Genomic DNA, 17108 nt, shown 5'->3' with positions numbered 1-17108 from the left:
CCCATGATAAAAAAGGCACAACAGGTGTCTTTTTTTTTGTTGGCTTTGAAGTAGGGTTCAACATAGAAAAGAAGATCGATCGACATACTAGGAGCACCATCTATTTGTCATGAGTAAAAAGGAGTATACCGTATGGTAACTACACAATACCAACCCTTTCAAAAGGTACAACAATGGGAACAGGATGGGCATGTGCTTCTCATACGTCCTGCTTGTGGGGAGGATGCTGAAGAGTTATACAATCAATTGGCACATGTGGTTGGGGAGGGAATCTATTTAAATGAAACACCTGAATCCCTACCCAACATCAATCAACAACGAGAAGAAATCCTTTCGATTCAACGGGATGGCGGGATGTATACGGTGGTGCTTGTCGATCAGCAAATTGTTGGGGCAGCGATCCTCAGACGGGGATTAAGAGGCACCAGTGATCATATTGTTAAATTCCGTACGTGGTTAACGTCACAAGTTCGAGGGTTTGGGCTGGGTAAAAATCTACTTGAGTATTCGGTCACTTGGGCAGAATCACATCCGGCAATACGAAAAATTAACCTGGATGTTTGGGCCAATAATGAACGTGCGGTTCAATTATACGAAAAGACGGGTTTTAAGGTAGAAGGACGTCGTCCACAGCAAGCCTGGTTAAACGGGGAATATGTCGATGAGTTATACATGGGGAAGTTTGTTTCGTGAGTTGTAGAGAAAAGAAATTGGAAAAAATGATCGTTTCTTCTTTAATAGAGGTGTACGAACCTCCTTTAGGTGGTAATACTTCTGGGCGGGGTACTATATAAGTCCCAAAGAGCATAGAAGGATTACAGTCAATGGAGGAGGTAGATGATGAGTATTCCCCACACGCTTTCTGATACGGTTACGTTAAATAACGGTGTAAATATGCCATGGCTTGGTCTGGGTGTCTGGCAAGCACGAGGACAGGAAGTAGAGGAAGCCGTATCCACAGCCCTCCGCTTCGGATATCGCAGCATTGATACAGCGATGATCTATGGCAATGAAGAAGGGGTTGGACGTGGCATTCGTCAATCAGGTGTTCCCCGTGAAGAAATCTTTGTAACGACAAAGGTATGGAACCGGGATCAAGGGTATGACAAGACATTGAATGCCTTTGATGAGAGTCTAGCACGATTGGGCTTGGACTATGTTGACTTATATCTAATTCATTGGCCTGGGAAGGATCGTTATATTGATACGTGGCGTGCCTTGGAGCACCTTCAGAAGGAGGGAAGAGCCCGGGCGATTGGGGTATGTAATTTTCAAGTTCATCACTTACAGGAATTGATCCAACGCACGGATACGGTGCCAGCGGTCAATCAGGTGGAATATCACCCCCGCCTCGCACAAAAGGAATTGGCCGCATATTGTCAGCAACAAGGCATCCGTTTAGAAGCATGGAGTCCACTAATGCAAGGGGGATTACTCAATCATTCCACTCTGCAAAAGATCGCTGATCGCCATGGGAAAAGTGTAGCGCAGATTATTTTACGCTGGGATATTCAAAATGGCGTGGTTACCATTCCAAAATCGGTTAAAGAACATCGCATTCGTTCCAATGCGGATATCTTTGACTTCACCCTTTCTTCTGAGGACATGGCGCTCATTGATGAGTTGAATCGAGAGGAGCGTATCGGTCCAAGTCCGGATGAGTTTATGATTGATTTTAATTAATGGAAGAGTTTATCCAATTATATAAAGCGAAGCTGAATGAATAGAAAAAGGTGCTCTCATGAATGGGGGCACCTTTTTCTATTCATTGCGCCGAGAATACTTCCATCCTTTCAAGGTTTTGGAGTGCTGTCTGAAAAATCACTCAACACACCTGCCGTGTCTCCCTTAATCCTTCTTTCATATAATCTAGTATTCTACTAGAAAGAAGGGTAGTAATGGTAAGAAATCGAAACGTCTCCGTTATGGATTATAATGTCTATTTGGGTGCCAATTTAAATCTTATTCTTCAAACCACACGGGCACAACTCCCTCCCCTTGCTACCGAACTCTTGCAACAATTTCTTGCTAATAATTTTCCATTACGCGCGAGGTCCATTGCGCAAGAAATTAAAAAAACGAGCCCAGATCTTATTGGATTGCAAGAAATGAGTCGAGTAGAGCTTATTCCTTTCATTGGTACCAGCGCGCCTCGGGTAACCTACGACTTTCTCACGATTTTGCTTCGTGCATTGCGACAACAGGGATTAAATTATCGCCCCATTGCTGTAGGAAATAATTTTAGTGGCCGGAGTCTATCCACGACGGGATATCTCATTCGTACTCTTGATCGAAATGTCATACTCGCCCGTGTAAATGCTCCTTTTACCTACTCCAATGTTCAAAACAATACCTTTTCCACAAACCTCGTTACCACGGTGGGAGGACAACGGACGGTTGTGAATTTAGGGTGGTCCTCTGTCGATGTAAGGGCATACGGAACCGTGTTTCGTTTTGTAAACACCCGTCTGCAATCCTCCGCTGCGGCTGCACCCATTCGGATGGCTCAAGCCACACAACTGATTCAAAGCTTAAATCGACGCGCGATTCCTACTATTTTAGTAGGCGATTTTAAAAGCGATGCCAATATCAATGCACCCACATATCGGCAATTCCTTCAAGCAGGGTATACGGATGCGTGGCGTGTTGGGGGTAGAGGTGTTGGCAACACCTGTTGTCAAAACTTCAATCTGTTAAATACTCAAAGTACCCTCTCCCAGCGAGTGGACTATATCTTATATCGGCCTCGTAGGCGATTGAATTTGCTAGGTATTGGCCGAGTAGGGATAAGTCAGCGTTCACGCACTCCTCCCCTTTGGCCTTCTCTTTATGCAGGCCTTGTAGCCCGCTTTCGCCTCACACCCTAAGACACCTAACGTTACTTGAACATAAAAAAAACAGACCGCTATATATTGCGGTCTGTTTTTTTTATGTTCATTCATTAAAAGATTTTTTTAGTGGACTGATCTTCTTTAATAATCTCTACAGCTTCCCGAAAGCGCTGGGAATGAATGATTTCTCGTTCTCTTAGGAAAGTGAGGCTATCGATGAGGTCGGTGTCATCGGTCATGTTAATCAGCCATTGATAGGTGGCGCGTGCCTTTTCTTCGGCGGCAATATCTTCGTAGAGGTCGGCGATGGGGTCACCCTTGGCAGTAAAATAAGTGGCTGAAAAGGGGTTCCCTGAGGCGTCATTAAAGAATAGGGCTTTATCATGGCTGGCATAATGTGCGCCAAGTCCTGCTTCTTTCATCTGCTCGGCTGTTGCATCCTTCGTTAATTTATAAACCATGGTTGCAATCATTTCTAAGTGAGACAATTCCTCGGTTCCGATGTCATTCACAAGGCCAATCACTTTTTCTGGTAGCGTATATCGCTGGTTCAAATAACGAAGAGCGGCGGCTAATTCGCCATCTGCACCCCCATATTGTTCAATCAGATACTTAGCCATCCGGGGATCGCACTTATTGACCCGGACGGGGTATTGTAATTTCTTTTCATAAATCCACAAAAGTACTTCCTCCTCCCATGATTACACCTGCCAGGGCCAAGGGGCATCCTTCCAATTCCAGGGGGTTCCAGAGGGACTAGCACCAAATTGGTACAGTGGGCCATATAGCTGTTGATATTGTTGTTTTAATTGATTGCTTTGTAGCGAGGTCGTATTAAATTGTTGGATGGCTTGGGTATCTTCGGGATGGGTATCGAGGTAGAGGGTTAATTCCACAAGGACAAAGTCGAGGGCCTGAATTTGCTTGAGTAGGGTGTAGTAGGCTTGGGTGGACTCATTATTACTCGACTGCTTTTCTGTCAATCCTGTTCCCCTCCTTCCTCTGAAGTGGGAACCTTATAAGGATTGGGATAGGGAGCAAAAAGATCGGGCCACAGTGTTCCGGTCCGTAGCGCATCTTGTGGGGAGTTTTGAGGCAGATTGTATGGTTGGAATCCAAGATAGAGTTGTGGGGGGGTTTCGTAACTCCGATATGGCAAGGGAGGACAGGGATCGAAGGGGCCGATATATGGCCGGTAGTATTTCCGATAGGTGTACATCATGCTCCTCCTTCGAAAACATTCTTCTCTTCAGTTTATTGGGTACGATACAGGGGTTAGAACAACAAAAAGAAGGATAACAAGGGACAAAGTGATCGATTTAGTTTATAGATAGATTTGGATAAAAGTATTAATGTGGATTGTTGAATAATAAAAAATAATATAGTAAATAATCGATGTTGTTGTTTTAATGTATTTTTTATGTAATATTTTATGTGTTCAAGTAGATTTGATGAAAAGTAGATGATAGGGTGTGGTCTTCATTCCTGTATATTTAGGGATGAATGGGTGACTGATAAGTAATAGACCCTATATTACGGTGTAAACCAAAAGGAAGAGGCGACAGCGCCTCTTCCTTTTGTTTACAACAGTGTTTGCTTGCCAATTTCACGGATACAAAGTACCATCATAAAGAAGCGTCATTTTTAATTGGCGATGGGGTAGATGAATGCGTTAGACCCATGAGGGTAACTGTGAATGCATCACCATGTAAAAGGTAGTAAAATTGATCTTGTTTTCATGAGAATGGCTATGGGTTGAGGAAGCAGTAGGGGTGTATTCCGAATTTGGAGGGAGATCTTCTAGTGTTCGAATCTGGAGTGAAAGCAAGTTGGCGGAAAATTATAGCGCCTTATGAACAATCGAGTGTCTTGCGGAGTATTTGGCAGATCATTAATACACTTGTCCCGTTTTTTCTGCTTTGGTATATAGCGTACTGGAGTTTATCAATCTCCTATTGGTTAACTATCATTCCTTGTATATTGGCATCTGGTTTATTGGTACGGGCCTTTATTATTTTTCATGATTGTTGCCATGGTTCGTTCTTTCCTAACCAAAGAGCAAATGAAATTGTGGGAACCCTTGTGGGTATATTAAATTTTTCGCCATTCTATCAGTGGCGATATAGTCATTCCGTTCACCATGCAACCAGTGGGAACTTGGATCGCCATGGGGTCGGAGATATATGGACCCTGACTGTGGATGAGTATCTTGCTATGCCCTGGTGGAAGCGATTAGCATACCGCATGTATCGTAATCCAATCGTCTTGTTTGGATTGGGGCCTTCGTATATCTTCTTGATTAATTATCGATTTAACCGCAGAGGAGCCAGAAGAAAAGAACGACTCAACACCTATATCGTTAATCTTTCCCTTATTCTAATCATTGGTGGACTTTGTTGGCTAATTGGGTGGAAAGCATTTGTTTTAATTCAAGGACCCATCTTCTTGCTTTCAACCTTGGCAGGCGTGTGGTTATTTTACGTACAACACCAATTTGAAGATGCTTATTTTGAAAAGGGTGAGCAGTGGAACTACGTGGATGCAGCGCTTAAAGGAAGTTCATTTTATCGATTGCCAAGAATATTACATTGGTTTACGGGCAATATTGGGTTCCATCATATCCACCATTTAAGCCCGCGTGTTCCAAACTATAACCTCAATCGTGCCCATCATGAAAATCCGATGTTTCAAGATGTGCGCCCTGTAACATTGCTTTCCAGCTTTCGCGCTCTGACTTATCGGATTTGGGATGAGAATCGCAAGAAGTTGATGGGATTTGGGTATATCAAGCGGTTTCGTATGGAACAAAGTAAGAAATAACCTTTGTGGTATGGTTTGCGCTACTTTTCCTGCGCATGTAGAGGGTCATGGGGTTAGTGGTGGGATTTTTGTAATACGATGGTTGTGGAAGCGGTCTTTTGTTTTGTGGAGAGATTAATCCGTTGGGTGGCTCTTTTATAGCCATCTTTAAAAACGGATAGATCATAAGGGCCGGGTTTAAGGTGCCACACAAAGGTTCCATCTTCATCGGTGTAAACGGTCTTCTCCGGTACCTCGACAGGGGGATTTGCCTTTGATTCGGGAACTACGCTCGCTTGAGCGATAGGGTTTCCTTTTTCGTCGGTGACGGTTCCTTTTAGCATAATGGTTTCCTTTGCTTTGGGTTGGTTATGGGAAAACGAACAACCGGTCACGATTGCGACTAAAAATAATATCAGAGAAATGAAGATCCACCGAGTACGATACACAGCCTACCCACTCCTTTTGATGAAAAATACAACCAGGGAGCTTTGACTCCCTGGTTGTATTGTATTAAAGATCTCGCCAATAGAGAAGGTTATTAAAGACATCTTCGGTAATGCGTGTTCCACGGTTATAGGGATTTCCCCCATATACTCCGTTGGTGTGAATGGCGATACTGTGATAGTCACTCTTATAGACAGGGGAACCACTTTGGCCCCCATAGGTATCATTAGCATAATGCAATTTCCGGGCGTAGGTTTGCCGGATTTGATCACTATGCCGCCATTGGGTCCCGTAGGGTTTATCACCTGGATAGCCACTGATGGTTTCCGCTGTGCCAGTTAGGGAGGCGGATTGCCAGAGGAGTCCAAACCATCCAGTGGTCGATCCAATGTTGGAATTGATTTTTATTGCTCCGTAGTCGTAGTTGGTATCTTCGTTTGTCACCCAACCGACTACCGAGTGAAAGCTGACCGCGCTTGCTGTCCCATAAGGGGCACTGCTGCCATCTTTACCAGGGGTGATCGTTGCCCAGGTTGCCCATTTGTTGGTGCTGGTGTTATAAACACAATGACCAGCGGTAACGATGGTATTCTGATTAATAAACCATCCGGTGCACCCACCGATATCACTCGAGATATGGGCAATTGCCCGGTAGGGGTACGAACTAGCAGGCGTGACACGGACACGACTGTCGGTACCAATGATGGACTTGACACCGATAAATGGCAAGTCGTTTTTAACCGTGGTTTTTTTAGTGACAATGGAGGTGGTTTTGTTGCTAACCATCTTCCCTGTTCCTTTGTAACTGGAGGTAGAAGCACCATCCCAATGATTGGTAAATTCATTACTAGAGGGAGCAGTCGGCGTAGTTACCTTGCCATCGTTGGAGACCATGGTATTTGGCGACAGTTTTGTCTTGGCGGCAGATGCAGGACTCGAGAACCCCATCATAGGTACTGCGATGATACAAGCTACAACCAGACCAAACAGCGGGACACGGATACCTTTTTTTCGATTGATCACAAACGTGCCTCCCTAAATTTTCTAATTTTCTTGAAAATTATATCCAGTTAACTAAATATTGTCAATTGTGTGGACAAGCAATCAAAAGTTTGTTTTGTTTGAGTGGGGAGTATTTTATTTATTTAATTTATATAATAAATTTTGTATAATTAATCTATATATAAAATAAATTAATTTAAATTAAATATAAATAGATATTTTATGATTTTTTAATTAACAAAATATTTACCCCTAACAACAGAATTTTAACATTTAAAAATATTCATAATATTTAAACCGTATAAAATTCTTATTACATAAAGGGTACAGGTTTTCGAGGGGTTACCCGACGGTCTTTGACCTTCATCAAGTTCGAACAGAGTCATAGTCGACTTGGGTAAATAAATTTCTGTGTTCAGGAACATTCAATTAGTGCGGACCATTTGCCAATCGAGTGAAAAGAGAGTAATCTTGACTATGGAAGCGTTTTATTTTTTAGGCAATATCTGAACGAGCGCTCGGTTGGAATCTTCATAACTATTACGGAGGTGCGAAGGATATGGCTGAAACAGTAATCTTGGGTGGGGCACGAACCCCTTTTGGTAAATTTGGTGGAGGATTAAAGGATTTATCCGCAGCGGAATTGGGCGGTATCGCGATTCGTGGTGCATTAACGAAAGCGGGTGTTCCAGATGAAGCGGTGGAAGAAGTCATCATGGGGATGGTTCTTCAGGGCGGAGCCGGTCAAATTCCTTCGCGCCAAGCAGCCCGTCATGCCGGACTTCCTTGGGAGATTCGTACGGAGACGATTAATAAGGTATGTGCATCCGGGATGCGCAGCGCAACCCTTGCCGATCAAATTATCCGTGCGGGTGATGCGGATGTCATGGTCGCAGGCGGAATGGAGAGCATGTCCAATGCTCCTTATGCGTTAAAAGGTGCTCGTTGGGGACAACGTATGGGTGATGGTCAAATGACCGACCTGATGATTCATGATGGTCTCTGGTGTGCTTTTCATGATGTGCATATGATTGTCCACGGTAGCAATACGGCCGCTGAGCACGAGGTTACACGAGAAGAACAGGATGAATGGGCTTTGCGGAGTCACCAACGTGCGGCAGCAGCTATTGAAGCTGGGAAGTTAGCTGATGAGATCGTACCCGTTACAGTGAAGAGCCGCAAAGGGGAGATGATTATCGATACGGATGAAGCCCCTCGTAAAGATACGACCGTTGAAAAGCTATCCGGGTTAAAAGCGGTATTTAAAAAGGACGGCACCGTGACTGCAGGGAATGCCCCAGGTGTAAACGACGGAGCTTGCGCCATGGTACTTTCTTCCTCACAAAAGGCGGAGGCGCTCGGTGTGAAACCCATGGCAAAAATCCTTGGTCATGCGGCGATTGGCATGGCGGCAAAGGATTTTCCAATTACGCCTGCCTATGCGATTAAAAAACTATTGCAAAAGCATGATTTATCCGTGGATGCCATTGATCTGTTTGAGGTAAACGAAGCCTTTGCCGCGGTTGCCTTGGCTAATGGAAAGATCCTGGGTTGGGATCACGAGAAAGTAAATGTCAATGGGGGGGCAGTCGCCCTAGGCCATCCCATAGGCGCAAGTGGTGCCCGAATTATCTTGACAATGATCCATGAGTTACGTCGTCGCGGCGGAGGCCTGGGTGTAGCCGGTATTTGTAGTGGGGCGGCTCAAGGGGATGCGGTATTAATTCGTGTGGACTAATGGTTCAATTGAACTCGATATAAAGGGGATGGGATCGTGAGGATTCAACAGGTAACCGTGATCGGGGCGGGTCAAATGGGCAGTGGAATTGCTCAAGTAGCTGCTCAAGCAGGTCTGGTGGTGAAGCTAAACGATCTGAAAGAGGAGTTTACGGCTAAGGGAATGGCCGTGATCGAAAAGAATTTGACCCGTCAAGTGACAAAGGGCCGTCTTTCAGAAGGGGAGCGGGATGTAATTCTTGGTCGAATTACACCAACCACTGACTTAACAGAGGCAGCGTCCAAGGCGGATCTCGTGATCGAAGCGGCTGTCGAAAATATGGAGATAAAGACGGAGTTGTTTCGTCGCTTGGATGGGATTTGTCCAGGGCATACGATTCTAGCAAGCAATACCTCCTCTTTGCCAATTACAGAGATTGCTGCGGCTACCAATCGCCCTGAGCAAGTGATTGGGATGCACTTTATGAACCCAGTTCCGGTCATGGAATTAGTAGAAGTGATCCGAGGGTTAGCAACAAAGGATGAGGTTTATCAAGCGGTGGAGACCCTGGCGAAGGAGATGGGTAAAACACCTGTGGAAGTGAATGATTTCCCTGGTTTTGTCTCCAACCGAATTTTGTTGCCCATGATTAATGAAGCGATTACCGCCGTTTATGAAGGGGTTGCTGAACCTGAAGCGATTGATCAGGTGATGAAACTAGGAATGAACCATCCCATGGGCCCCCTTACCTTAGCGGATTTTATTGGTTTGGATACTTGTCTGTACATTATGGAAACCTTGCATGAAGGGTTTGGGGATTCAAAATATCGTCCCTGCCCCCTCTTGCGTAAATATGTCAAAGCAGGATGGCTGGGGCGTAAAACGGGACGCGGTTTTTACGTTTATGAAAATTGAAAGTCGCGTTTGACGGTAAGGGTCTAGTCATCTGGATCTAGTGAAGTGGGAGAGATGGAGATGAAACTCCAATTAACCGAAGAGCAACACATGATGCGAAGAATGGTACGGGATTTTGCAAAAAAAGAGATATCGCCATGGATCGAATCGATGGATCAAGAAGATCGCTTTCCTAAAGAAGTGGTGAGCCAAATGGGTGAAGTCGGTCTGATGGGGATTCCGATTCCAGAGGCCTATGGGGGAAGCGGAGCGGATTATCTTTCCTATATCATCGCCCTTGAAGAGATTTCAAGGGTGAGTGCTACCGCTGGAGTTATCCTGTCAGTGCATACCTCTGTTGGGACGTATCCAATTCTGCAATATGGTAGCCAAAAGCAACAAGAAACATATCTTCGTCCCCTTGCAATGGGGACCTATCTGGGTGCATTCGCTTTGACAGAACCTCAAGCCGGCTCGGATGCAAAGGGTATTCGTACCCGTGCCGAACGAAAAGGGGATGCCTATATCCTCAATGGTAGTAAGGTATTTATCACCAACGGGGGTGCCGCTGATACCTATATTACCTTTGCGGTGACGGATCCACAAAAGGGTTCGAAGGGAATTACGGCTTTTATTGTAGAGAAGGATACCCCGGGTTTTCACATTGGTAAAAAAGAGAAAAAGATGGGCTTAGGAGGCTCGAACACGGTTTCCTTAACCTTTGAAGAGGCTGAGGTACCCGTGTCGCAACGGTTAGGGGAAGAGGGACAGGGGTATGAGATTGCCCTTGCTAATCTAGCCGGTGGTCGCATTGGTATTGGTGCCCAAGCATTAGGGATCGCTCAAGCTGCATTGGATGCGGCAACCGCCTATGCAAAGGAGCGAGAGCAATTTGGGGGTCCAATTGGTCGCTTGCAGGGGGTTCAATTTAAACTAGCGGATATGGCTACACAAGTTGAAGCGGCACGTCTACTAATTTACCGCGCTGCGACGCTTCGTGAAGCAGGGCACCCTTGTCGACGGGAGTCCTCAATGGCCAAGATGTTTGCTTCTGATACTGCGATGGCTGTGACAACGGAGGCCATTCAAGTATTTGGCGGATATGGCTATACGCGGGAGATGCCTGTGGAACGACTCTTCCGTGATGCGAAAATCACACAAATCTATGAGGGAACCAATGAAATTCAGCGTTTGGTGATTGCACAGGATCTTCTGAGCGATTAAATTCATCCCTTTCCCTTGATCAAACAATGGAAACAGCACATCGGGTTGCTGGAAAAGGAGCGTTAAAGAATGGATTTTCGTCTGAGTGAAGAACATGAAATGATGCGGAAAATGGTACGGGACTTTGCCCTGAAAGAAGTGGCCCCTACCGCTGCCATTCGAGATGAAGAGGAACGTTTTGATCGTTCGATTTTTGACAAAATGGGAGCACTTGGTTTGACGGGGATCCCATGGGAAGAAAAATGGAATGGTGCGGATTCTGATTTTTTAAGTTATGTGATTGCAGTCGAAGAGCTATCCCGTGTGTGTGGATCCATGGGGGTTACCCTTTCTGCTCACCTATCTTTGGCGAGTTGGCCCTTGTGGAAGTTTGGATCCGAAGAACAGAAAGAACGTTTCTTAAAGCCACTGGCTGAAGGAGCGAAAATGGGTGCTTATGGATTGACAGAGCCAGGTTCGGGGTCGGACTCTGCAGGAATGAAGACGACAGCGGTGCGAGATGGCGACCATTATGTCCTCAATGGAAATAAAATTTTTATTACCAATGGGGGCGAAGCAGAGATTTATGTGGTCTTTGCGGTGACGGATGCAAGTCAAAAGCATCGCGGCATTACTGCTTTCATCGTGGAGAAGGATACCCCTGGTTTTTCAATCGGGAAAAAAGAACAGAAATTAGGGATTCGTTCCTCTCCGACTACGGAAATCATCTTTGAAGATTGCCGAGTTCCGGTAGAAAATCGCCTTGGTGAAGAAGGGCAAGGCTTTAAAATCGCCATGATGACCCTTGATGGTGGACGGAATGGTATTGCAGCACAAGCAGTAGGGATTGCACAAGGGGCATTGGATGCGGCAACGGCGTATGCAAAGGAACGGAAGCAGTTTGGACAACCTATCGGAAAGCTTCAGGGGATCCAATTTAAATTAGCGGATATGGCGACGCAAATCGAAGCGGCACGGTTGTTGACCTATCAAGCTGCTTGGTTAGAGTCCAAAGGGCTTCCCTATGGTAAAGCATCCGCTATGGCTAAATTATACGCCGGTGATGCAGCGATGAACGTTACCACCGAAGCAGTTCAAGTCTTCGGCGGTTATGGTTACACCCGGGAGTATCCTGTGGAGCGGTTTATGCGGGATGCGAAAATCACGCAAATTTACGAAGGGACCAATGAGATTCAACGCGTTGTTATTGCGAATTTCTTATTAAAGGAATAATCCATAGGGGAGGAGGGGGTCTCCGTGCAGGATTGGGTTGATCGAATCCGCCAAGGTGAGCGACGCAAAGTGGCCCGTGCGATTAGTTGGATTGAAAATGGGGATGAGCGTCGTGAACCGTTATTGAAAGCCCTTTTTCCTTATACAGGGAAAGCTTGTCTTATCGGGGTTACGGGGGCCCCGGGTGCAGGAAAAAGTACCTTAGTGGATGAGCTGGTTAGTCAAGCGCGTAAACGAGGGAAAAAAGTTGGAGTGATTGCAGTTGACCCGACGAGTCCCTTTACAGGGGGGGCATTGCTCGGGGACCGTGTTCGGATGACTCGTCATGCCCTCGATGCGGGCGTTTATATTCGGAGCATGGGTACACGGGGACATCTGGGTGGATTAGCCCGGGCAGCGAAGGAAGCGACACGTGTGCTGGATGCTGCTGGAATGGACGTAATCTTTATTGAAACCGTTGGCGTAGGACAGTCGGAAATCGATATCATGCATTTGGCGGATACCGTGGCACTTGTTCTCACCCCAGGGAGTGGCGATGCTGTACAGGTGTTCAAAGCCGGTATTATGGAAACAGCCGATCTATTTGTGATTAATAAAGCGGATATGGACGGAACAAAGAAGTTGGTGCATGACGTGGAGGAGATGCTCCACTTAGCAAAAAGTGAAGCCTCTTGGCATCCGCCAATCTGTGAAACCATTAGCAAAGATGGTAGAGGGATGGAAGAACTTTGGACGGAGTTGACCTCCCACCTCGCTTACCTGAAAGAGAGTGGTGAATGGGAAACAAGGCGCTTTGCTCGGCTCCGACGCGAGGTTCAGGAAATTATGGGGGAGGAACTGTCGCGTCGTCTGCAAGAACATGTGAAGGATCCCGCCTTTCAACGTGACTTGGATGAGGTCCAAGCACGGGAGCAAGTTCCCCATGAAGTAGCCCGGCGATGGCTAGCCCGGTTAGCAGTTGAAGGAGGCGACACCCCATGATGGGTGACGAGAATGGGATTCCCTCCCTGGTAAAAAACCAGCGCTTGGTACAAGAACGACGAAGGCAGATTATTCAGGGGGCATTTACGTTATTTGTCCGTAAGGGCTTTCATAAGACGACAACCCGGGAGATTGCCCGGGAATGTGGTCTGTCCATCGGGACAATGTATGAGTACATTCAAAGCAAAGAAGATGTCTTATACCTCGTATGCGATCACATTCATACGGAGTTAGAGCGTCGATTGCGGGAAGCTGTGATGGGGATCTCCACAGGAAAAGAGGGTCTTACTCGCGCGGTCGCAGAACATTTCCGTTTAATGGGTGAGATGAGTGACTATGTTCTTCTGATCTATCAGGAGACAAAATCCTTATCGGAGGAGGCAAAAAAGCGCATCCTCGATAAGGAAAAGGAGATTACCGCAATTTTTGAGGGAATTCTCCAACGTGGAATTCAGGATGGAACATTAACCTTGGAGCCTTCTTTTGTAAAACTTATGGCCCACAATATTATGGTGTTAGGACAAATGTGGACGTTTCGTCGATGGGCCTTGGGAGGGCATTATACGCTGGAAGAGTACACACGCCGGCAAACCGCCCTTCTTTTAAGTGAATGCACCCAAGGGGATTTGGGAGGCGACTACGATGACGAACGAGAGAGTTAAACCGCAGTACCCAGTAAGATTTGTGACTGCAGCGAGTCTCTTTGATGGACATGATGCATCCATTAATTTGTTCCGTCGCTTGTTACAGGGAACGGGAGTGGAAGTGATTCATTTAGGGCATGACCGCTCTGTCGATTTAATTGTTGATGCGGCGATTCAAGAAGATGTACAAGGGATTGCGGTGTCCTCCTATCAAGGAGGGCATATGGAATACTTTCAATATATGATTGATCGCCTACGTGAACGTGGTGGGGAACACATCAAGGTCTTTGCCGGGGGAGGTGGGGTTATTGTTCCCCGGGAAATAAAGGAACTCCATGAATACGGGGTCGCCCGTATCTTTTCGCCGGAGGATGGCCGTGTGATGGGTCTGCAAGGCATGATTAATCATATGGTGAAGGCTTGTGACTTTCCTACTGTGAAGGCGATTACTTGGGAAGCGGAAAAAGCGGTTACGGGTGATCCAGCGGCAGTGGCGCGTTTGATCACCCTTGCAGAAATGGAGCAGGAGACGGGTGCCCAAGGAAGTGTAGCAGCTAAACTTGCCTCCCTTGTGCCGCAACGTGAGAAAAAAGTCCCTGTTGTCGGTTTGACCGGAACCGGTGGAGCTGGGAAAAGTTCACTTACTGATGAATGGGTACGCCGCTTTCTAGCGGACTTTCCTGATAAGCGTGTTGCAATCCTATCGATTGACCCATCGAAACAGCGGACAGGTGGAGCTTTATTGGGCGACCGTATTCGGATGAATGCAGTTCATCATCCCCGGGTTTATATGCGTAGTCTTGCGACACGGAAATTTCGCTCGGAGATCTCCGCAGCTACCAAAGATGCCATTGCCGTGTTAAAGAATGCGGGGTTTGACATGGTGGTTGTAGAGACCAGTGGGATTGGGCAAGGGGACGCGGATATCATTGAGGTGAGTGATGTATCCGTCTACGTGATGACCTCTGAATTTGGAGCACCTTCTCAGTTAGAGAAAATTGAGATGCTCGATTATGCTGATCTGGTGGCGATTAACAAATTTGATCGCAAGGGATCAGAGGATGCGCTACGTGATGTGAAGAAGCAGTATCGTCGGAATCACAATCGCTTTGAAGTTTCCGATGAGGATATCCCAGTTTATGGAACCATGGCCAGCCGTTTTAATGATCCAGGAACGGATCGCTTCTACCGTGCAGTTATCGATCATCTAGTGAAAAAATGCTCCCTTAATTGGAAATCAGGCTGGGGAACAGGTGGAGATTCTGAAGCCGCTCGGATTATCCCGCCAGAGCGTACGCACTACCTACGTGATATTGCGACAACGGTTCGTAACTATCACAAACACACCGAGGAGCAGTCCTCACTGGCCCGGCAATTGTTCCAAATACAAGGGGTGAAAACTCTCCTTCAAGAACAAGGAAAAACGGACGAGGAATCCTCATTGGAAGCATTAGTCGAAGCGGAAGAAGCCATCCAAGAGACCCTTGTGCCAGAAGCAAAAAAAGCCCTAAAAGCCTGGCCTAATATTAAGAAGACCTATGCTCAAGACGAGTTGGTTGTGAAGGTCCGGGATCGGGAAATTCGTAATTCCCTCTATACGGAAACCCTTTCTGGGACGAAAATCCCCAAAGTTTCCTTGCCTCGATACAACGACTGGGGAGATATTCTTCGTTGGCAGATGCAAGAGAATGTTCCAGGCCAGTTTCCCTTCACTGCGGGAGTATTTCCCTTAAAGCGTGGGGATGAGGATCCTAAGCGAATGTTTGCGGGTGAGGGGACACCTGAGCGAACCAATAAGCGTTTTCATTATCTATCTGAAGGGGAGCCAGCGAAACGTCTCTCTACCGCCTTTGATAGTGTGACCCTGTACGGGCGTGATCCGGATGAGCGTCCGGATATCTATGGGAAGATTGGTGAGTCAGGGGTTAGCATCTGTACGTTAGAGGATATGAAGAAGTTGTATGCGGGTTTTGATCTGTGTGCTCCATCAACGAGTGTATCCATGACGATTAATGGACCTGCACCGATTATTCTTGCGATGTTCCTCAATACTGCGATCGACCAGCAAGTGGTGCGATTCCGGGAACGAGAGGGACGGAGCCCTTCAACTGAGGAATTCCAGGAGATACGAAGTAAAGCACTTGCAGCTGTACGTGGTACCGTCCAAGCGGATATCCTGAAGGAAGATCAAGGGCAAAACACCTGTATTTTCTCAACCGAGTTTGCTTTGAAGATGATGGGGGATATTCAACAATACTTCATTGATCAAGGTGTGCGAAACTATTATTCGGTGAGTATTAGTGGATATCATATCGCTGAAGCCGGGGCAAACCCTATTTCCCAATTGGCGTTTACCTTAGCCAATGCCTTTACCTACGTGGAGTACTATCTTTCCCGGGGAATGAAGATCGACCACTTTGCTCCCAATTTATCATTCTTCTTCTCCAATGGACTCGATGCCGAGTATGCGGTAATCGGACGGGTGGCGAGAAGAATATGGGCCGTTGTAATGAAGCGATTGTATGGAGCCAATGAGCGCAGTCAAAAGTTGAAATACCATGTGCAAACCTCCGGGCGTAGTCTTCATGCTCAAGAGGTGAATTTCAACGACATCCGCACGACCCTACAAGCGTTAATGGCGCTTAACGATCAATGTAATTCCCTTCATACCAATGCCTATGATGAAGCGATTACCACGCCTACTGAAGACTCAGTACGGCGGGCGATGGCCATTCAAATGATTATTACAAAGGAATTGGGTCTTGCTAAAAATGAAAACTCTCTTCAGGGTTCCTTTATCATCGAAGAGTTAACCGATCTAGTAGAGGAAACGGTCCTGCAAGAATTTGAACGGATCTCCGATCGCGGTGGGGTACTGGGGGCGATGGAAACCCAGTATCAACGTGGAAAGATTCAAGAGGAATCCCTTTACTATGAGACGAAGAAACACTCTGGGGAGCTTCCGATTATTGGGGTAAATACCTTCCTGAAGGAAGGGGAAGTTGAAGAGATGGAATATGAACTAACACGTGCAACCACGGAAGAAAAGAATGCACAAATAAATAACCTTCGCGCCTTCCAAGAAAAACATGAGAGTCAGGCCGATAAAGCCCTTCAACGATTAAAGGAAGCGGCACGCCAAGGGGAGAATCTCTTTTCTGAACTAATGGAGACCGTGAAAGTGGCAAGCCTTGGTCAAATTACCGAAGCCCTCTTTGAAGTGGGTGGACAGTATCGTCGTAATATGTAGTGGTAGGTAGTTGATAAGACCCGCCCATTGATGAGGGCGGGTTTTATTTATTAAAGCTTTTTAAGAACTTCACAGGTATGCGGTTGGGGAGAAGATAATAACCTTAC

At 46.4% G+C, this 17108-nt stretch carries 16 protein-coding genes; 11 read left to right on the top strand and 5 right to left on the bottom strand.

Annotated elements, in window-relative coordinates; translation table 11 throughout:
• The first annotated feature begins 132 nt into the window (after window positions 1–132).
• The 3 genes from CHX35_RS01900 to CHX35_RS01890 all read left to right on the top strand — a co-directional run bounded on the left by CHX35_RS01900 (window position 133) and on the right by CHX35_RS01890 (window position 2867).
• Window positions 133–693 carry a GNAT family N-acetyltransferase gene (locus tag CHX35_RS01900; RefSeq protein ID WP_091832978.1) on the top strand — a complete coding sequence of 187 codons (561 nt, stop codon included), beginning with the start codon at window positions 133–135 and terminating at the stop codon, window positions 691–693.
• A gap of 153 nt (window positions 694–846) precedes the next feature.
• Complete coding sequence (locus CHX35_RS01895; RefSeq protein ID WP_091833463.1) at window positions 847–1683, top strand: aldo/keto reductase; 837 nt, start codon at window positions 847–849, stop codon at window positions 1681–1683.
• A gap of 215 nt (window positions 1684–1898) precedes the next feature.
• Complete coding sequence (locus tag CHX35_RS01890) at window positions 1899–2867, top strand: exonuclease/endonuclease/phosphatase family protein (protein ID WP_091832975.1); 969 nt, start codon at window positions 1899–1901, stop codon at window positions 2865–2867.
• Between the two features lie 74 nt (window positions 2868–2941).
• Here CHX35_RS01890 and CHX35_RS01885 read toward each other — a convergent pair whose 3' ends face one another.
• Genes CHX35_RS01885 through CHX35_RS01875 form a run of 3 tightly spaced genes read right to left on the bottom strand, consistent with a single transcriptional unit; the run spans window position 2942 to window position 4050 of the window.
• Entirely contained in the window at window positions 2942–3511 is a 570-nt protein-coding gene (locus CHX35_RS01885) for a manganese catalase family protein (RefSeq protein ID WP_091832972.1), read from the bottom strand.
• 21 nt (window positions 3512–3532) lie between these two features.
• Window positions 3533–3814: a spore coat protein CotJB gene (locus tag CHX35_RS01880; RefSeq protein ID WP_091832969.1), complete on the bottom strand. Its 282-nt coding sequence runs from the start codon at window positions 3812–3814 to the stop codon at window positions 3533–3535.
• Window positions 3811–4050, bottom strand: coding sequence for a spore coat associated protein CotJA (locus tag CHX35_RS01875; RefSeq protein WP_091832966.1), 240 nt, complete (start codon window positions 4048–4050; stop codon window positions 3811–3813). The genes CHX35_RS01880 and CHX35_RS01875 overlap by 4 nt, the downstream gene beginning before the upstream one ends.
• Window positions 4051–4634: 584 nt before the next feature.
• Between CHX35_RS01875 and desA the strand changes: the two genes are divergently transcribed.
• Complete coding sequence (desA, locus tag CHX35_RS01870) at window positions 4635–5651, top strand: Delta(5) desaturase DesA (protein ID WP_176391827.1); 1017 nt, start codon at window positions 4635–4637, stop codon at window positions 5649–5651.
• 53 nt (window positions 5652–5704) lie between these two features.
• Here the strand turns inward: desA and CHX35_RS01865 are convergent, their stop codons facing one another.
• Together CHX35_RS01865 and CHX35_RS01860 are read right to left on the bottom strand one after the other, a co-directional pair.
• A complete protein-coding gene (locus CHX35_RS01865; protein WP_091832964.1) occupies window positions 5705–6079 on the bottom strand; it encodes a carboxypeptidase-like regulatory domain-containing protein in 375 nt (124 codons plus the stop codon).
• Window positions 6080–6143: 64 nt separating this feature from the next.
• Window positions 6144–7100, bottom strand: a complete 957-nt coding sequence (locus CHX35_RS01860; protein ID WP_091832961.1) for a trypsin-like serine peptidase — start codon at window positions 7098–7100, stop codon at window positions 6144–6146.
• Between the two features lie 538 nt (window positions 7101–7638).
• Between CHX35_RS01860 and CHX35_RS01855 the strand changes: the two genes are divergently transcribed.
• The 7 genes from CHX35_RS01855 (at window position 7639) to icmF (ending at window position 17001) form a co-directional block, all read left to right on the top strand.
• Window positions 7639–8817, top strand: a complete 1179-nt coding sequence (locus tag CHX35_RS01855; RefSeq protein WP_091832958.1) for an acetyl-CoA C-acetyltransferase — start codon at window positions 7639–7641, stop codon at window positions 8815–8817.
• 36 nt (window positions 8818–8853) lie between these two features.
• Entirely contained in the window at window positions 8854–9711 is an 858-nt protein-coding gene (locus CHX35_RS01850; protein ID WP_091832955.1) for a 3-hydroxybutyryl-CoA dehydrogenase, read from the top strand.
• 60 nt (window positions 9712–9771) lie between these two features.
• Entirely contained in the window at window positions 9772–10914 is a 1143-nt protein-coding gene (locus tag CHX35_RS01845) for an acyl-CoA dehydrogenase (protein WP_091832952.1), read from the top strand.
• Window positions 10915–10983: 69 nt separating this feature from the next.
• Window positions 10984–12126 (top strand): acyl-CoA dehydrogenase, encoded by a 1143-nt coding sequence (locus tag CHX35_RS01840; RefSeq protein ID WP_091832949.1) that lies wholly within the window; start codon window positions 10984–10986, stop codon window positions 12124–12126.
• Window positions 12127–12150: 24 nt separating this feature from the next.
• Entirely contained in the window at window positions 12151–13107 is a 957-nt protein-coding gene (gene meaB, locus CHX35_RS01835; RefSeq protein WP_091832946.1) for a methylmalonyl Co-A mutase-associated GTPase MeaB, read from the top strand.
• On the top strand, window positions 13104–13769 hold the full coding sequence (locus CHX35_RS01830) for a TetR/AcrR family transcriptional regulator (RefSeq protein ID WP_091832943.1): 666 nt from the start codon (window positions 13104–13106) through the stop codon (window positions 13767–13769). Before meaB ends, CHX35_RS01830 begins: the two co-directional genes overlap by 4 nt.
• Window positions 13750–17001, top strand: a complete 3252-nt coding sequence (gene icmF, locus CHX35_RS01825; protein ID WP_091832940.1) for a fused isobutyryl-CoA mutase/GTPase IcmF — start codon at window positions 13750–13752, stop codon at window positions 16999–17001. The genes CHX35_RS01830 and icmF overlap by 20 nt, the downstream gene beginning before the upstream one ends.
• Window positions 17002–17108 lie beyond the last annotated feature (107 nt).

This window comes from Marininema halotolerans (assembly GCF_900116235.1).
GTDB lineage: Bacteria > Bacillota > Bacilli > Thermoactinomycetales > DSM-45169 > Marininema > Marininema halotolerans.
This window is presented reverse-complemented; position numbering and strand designations above follow the sequence as displayed.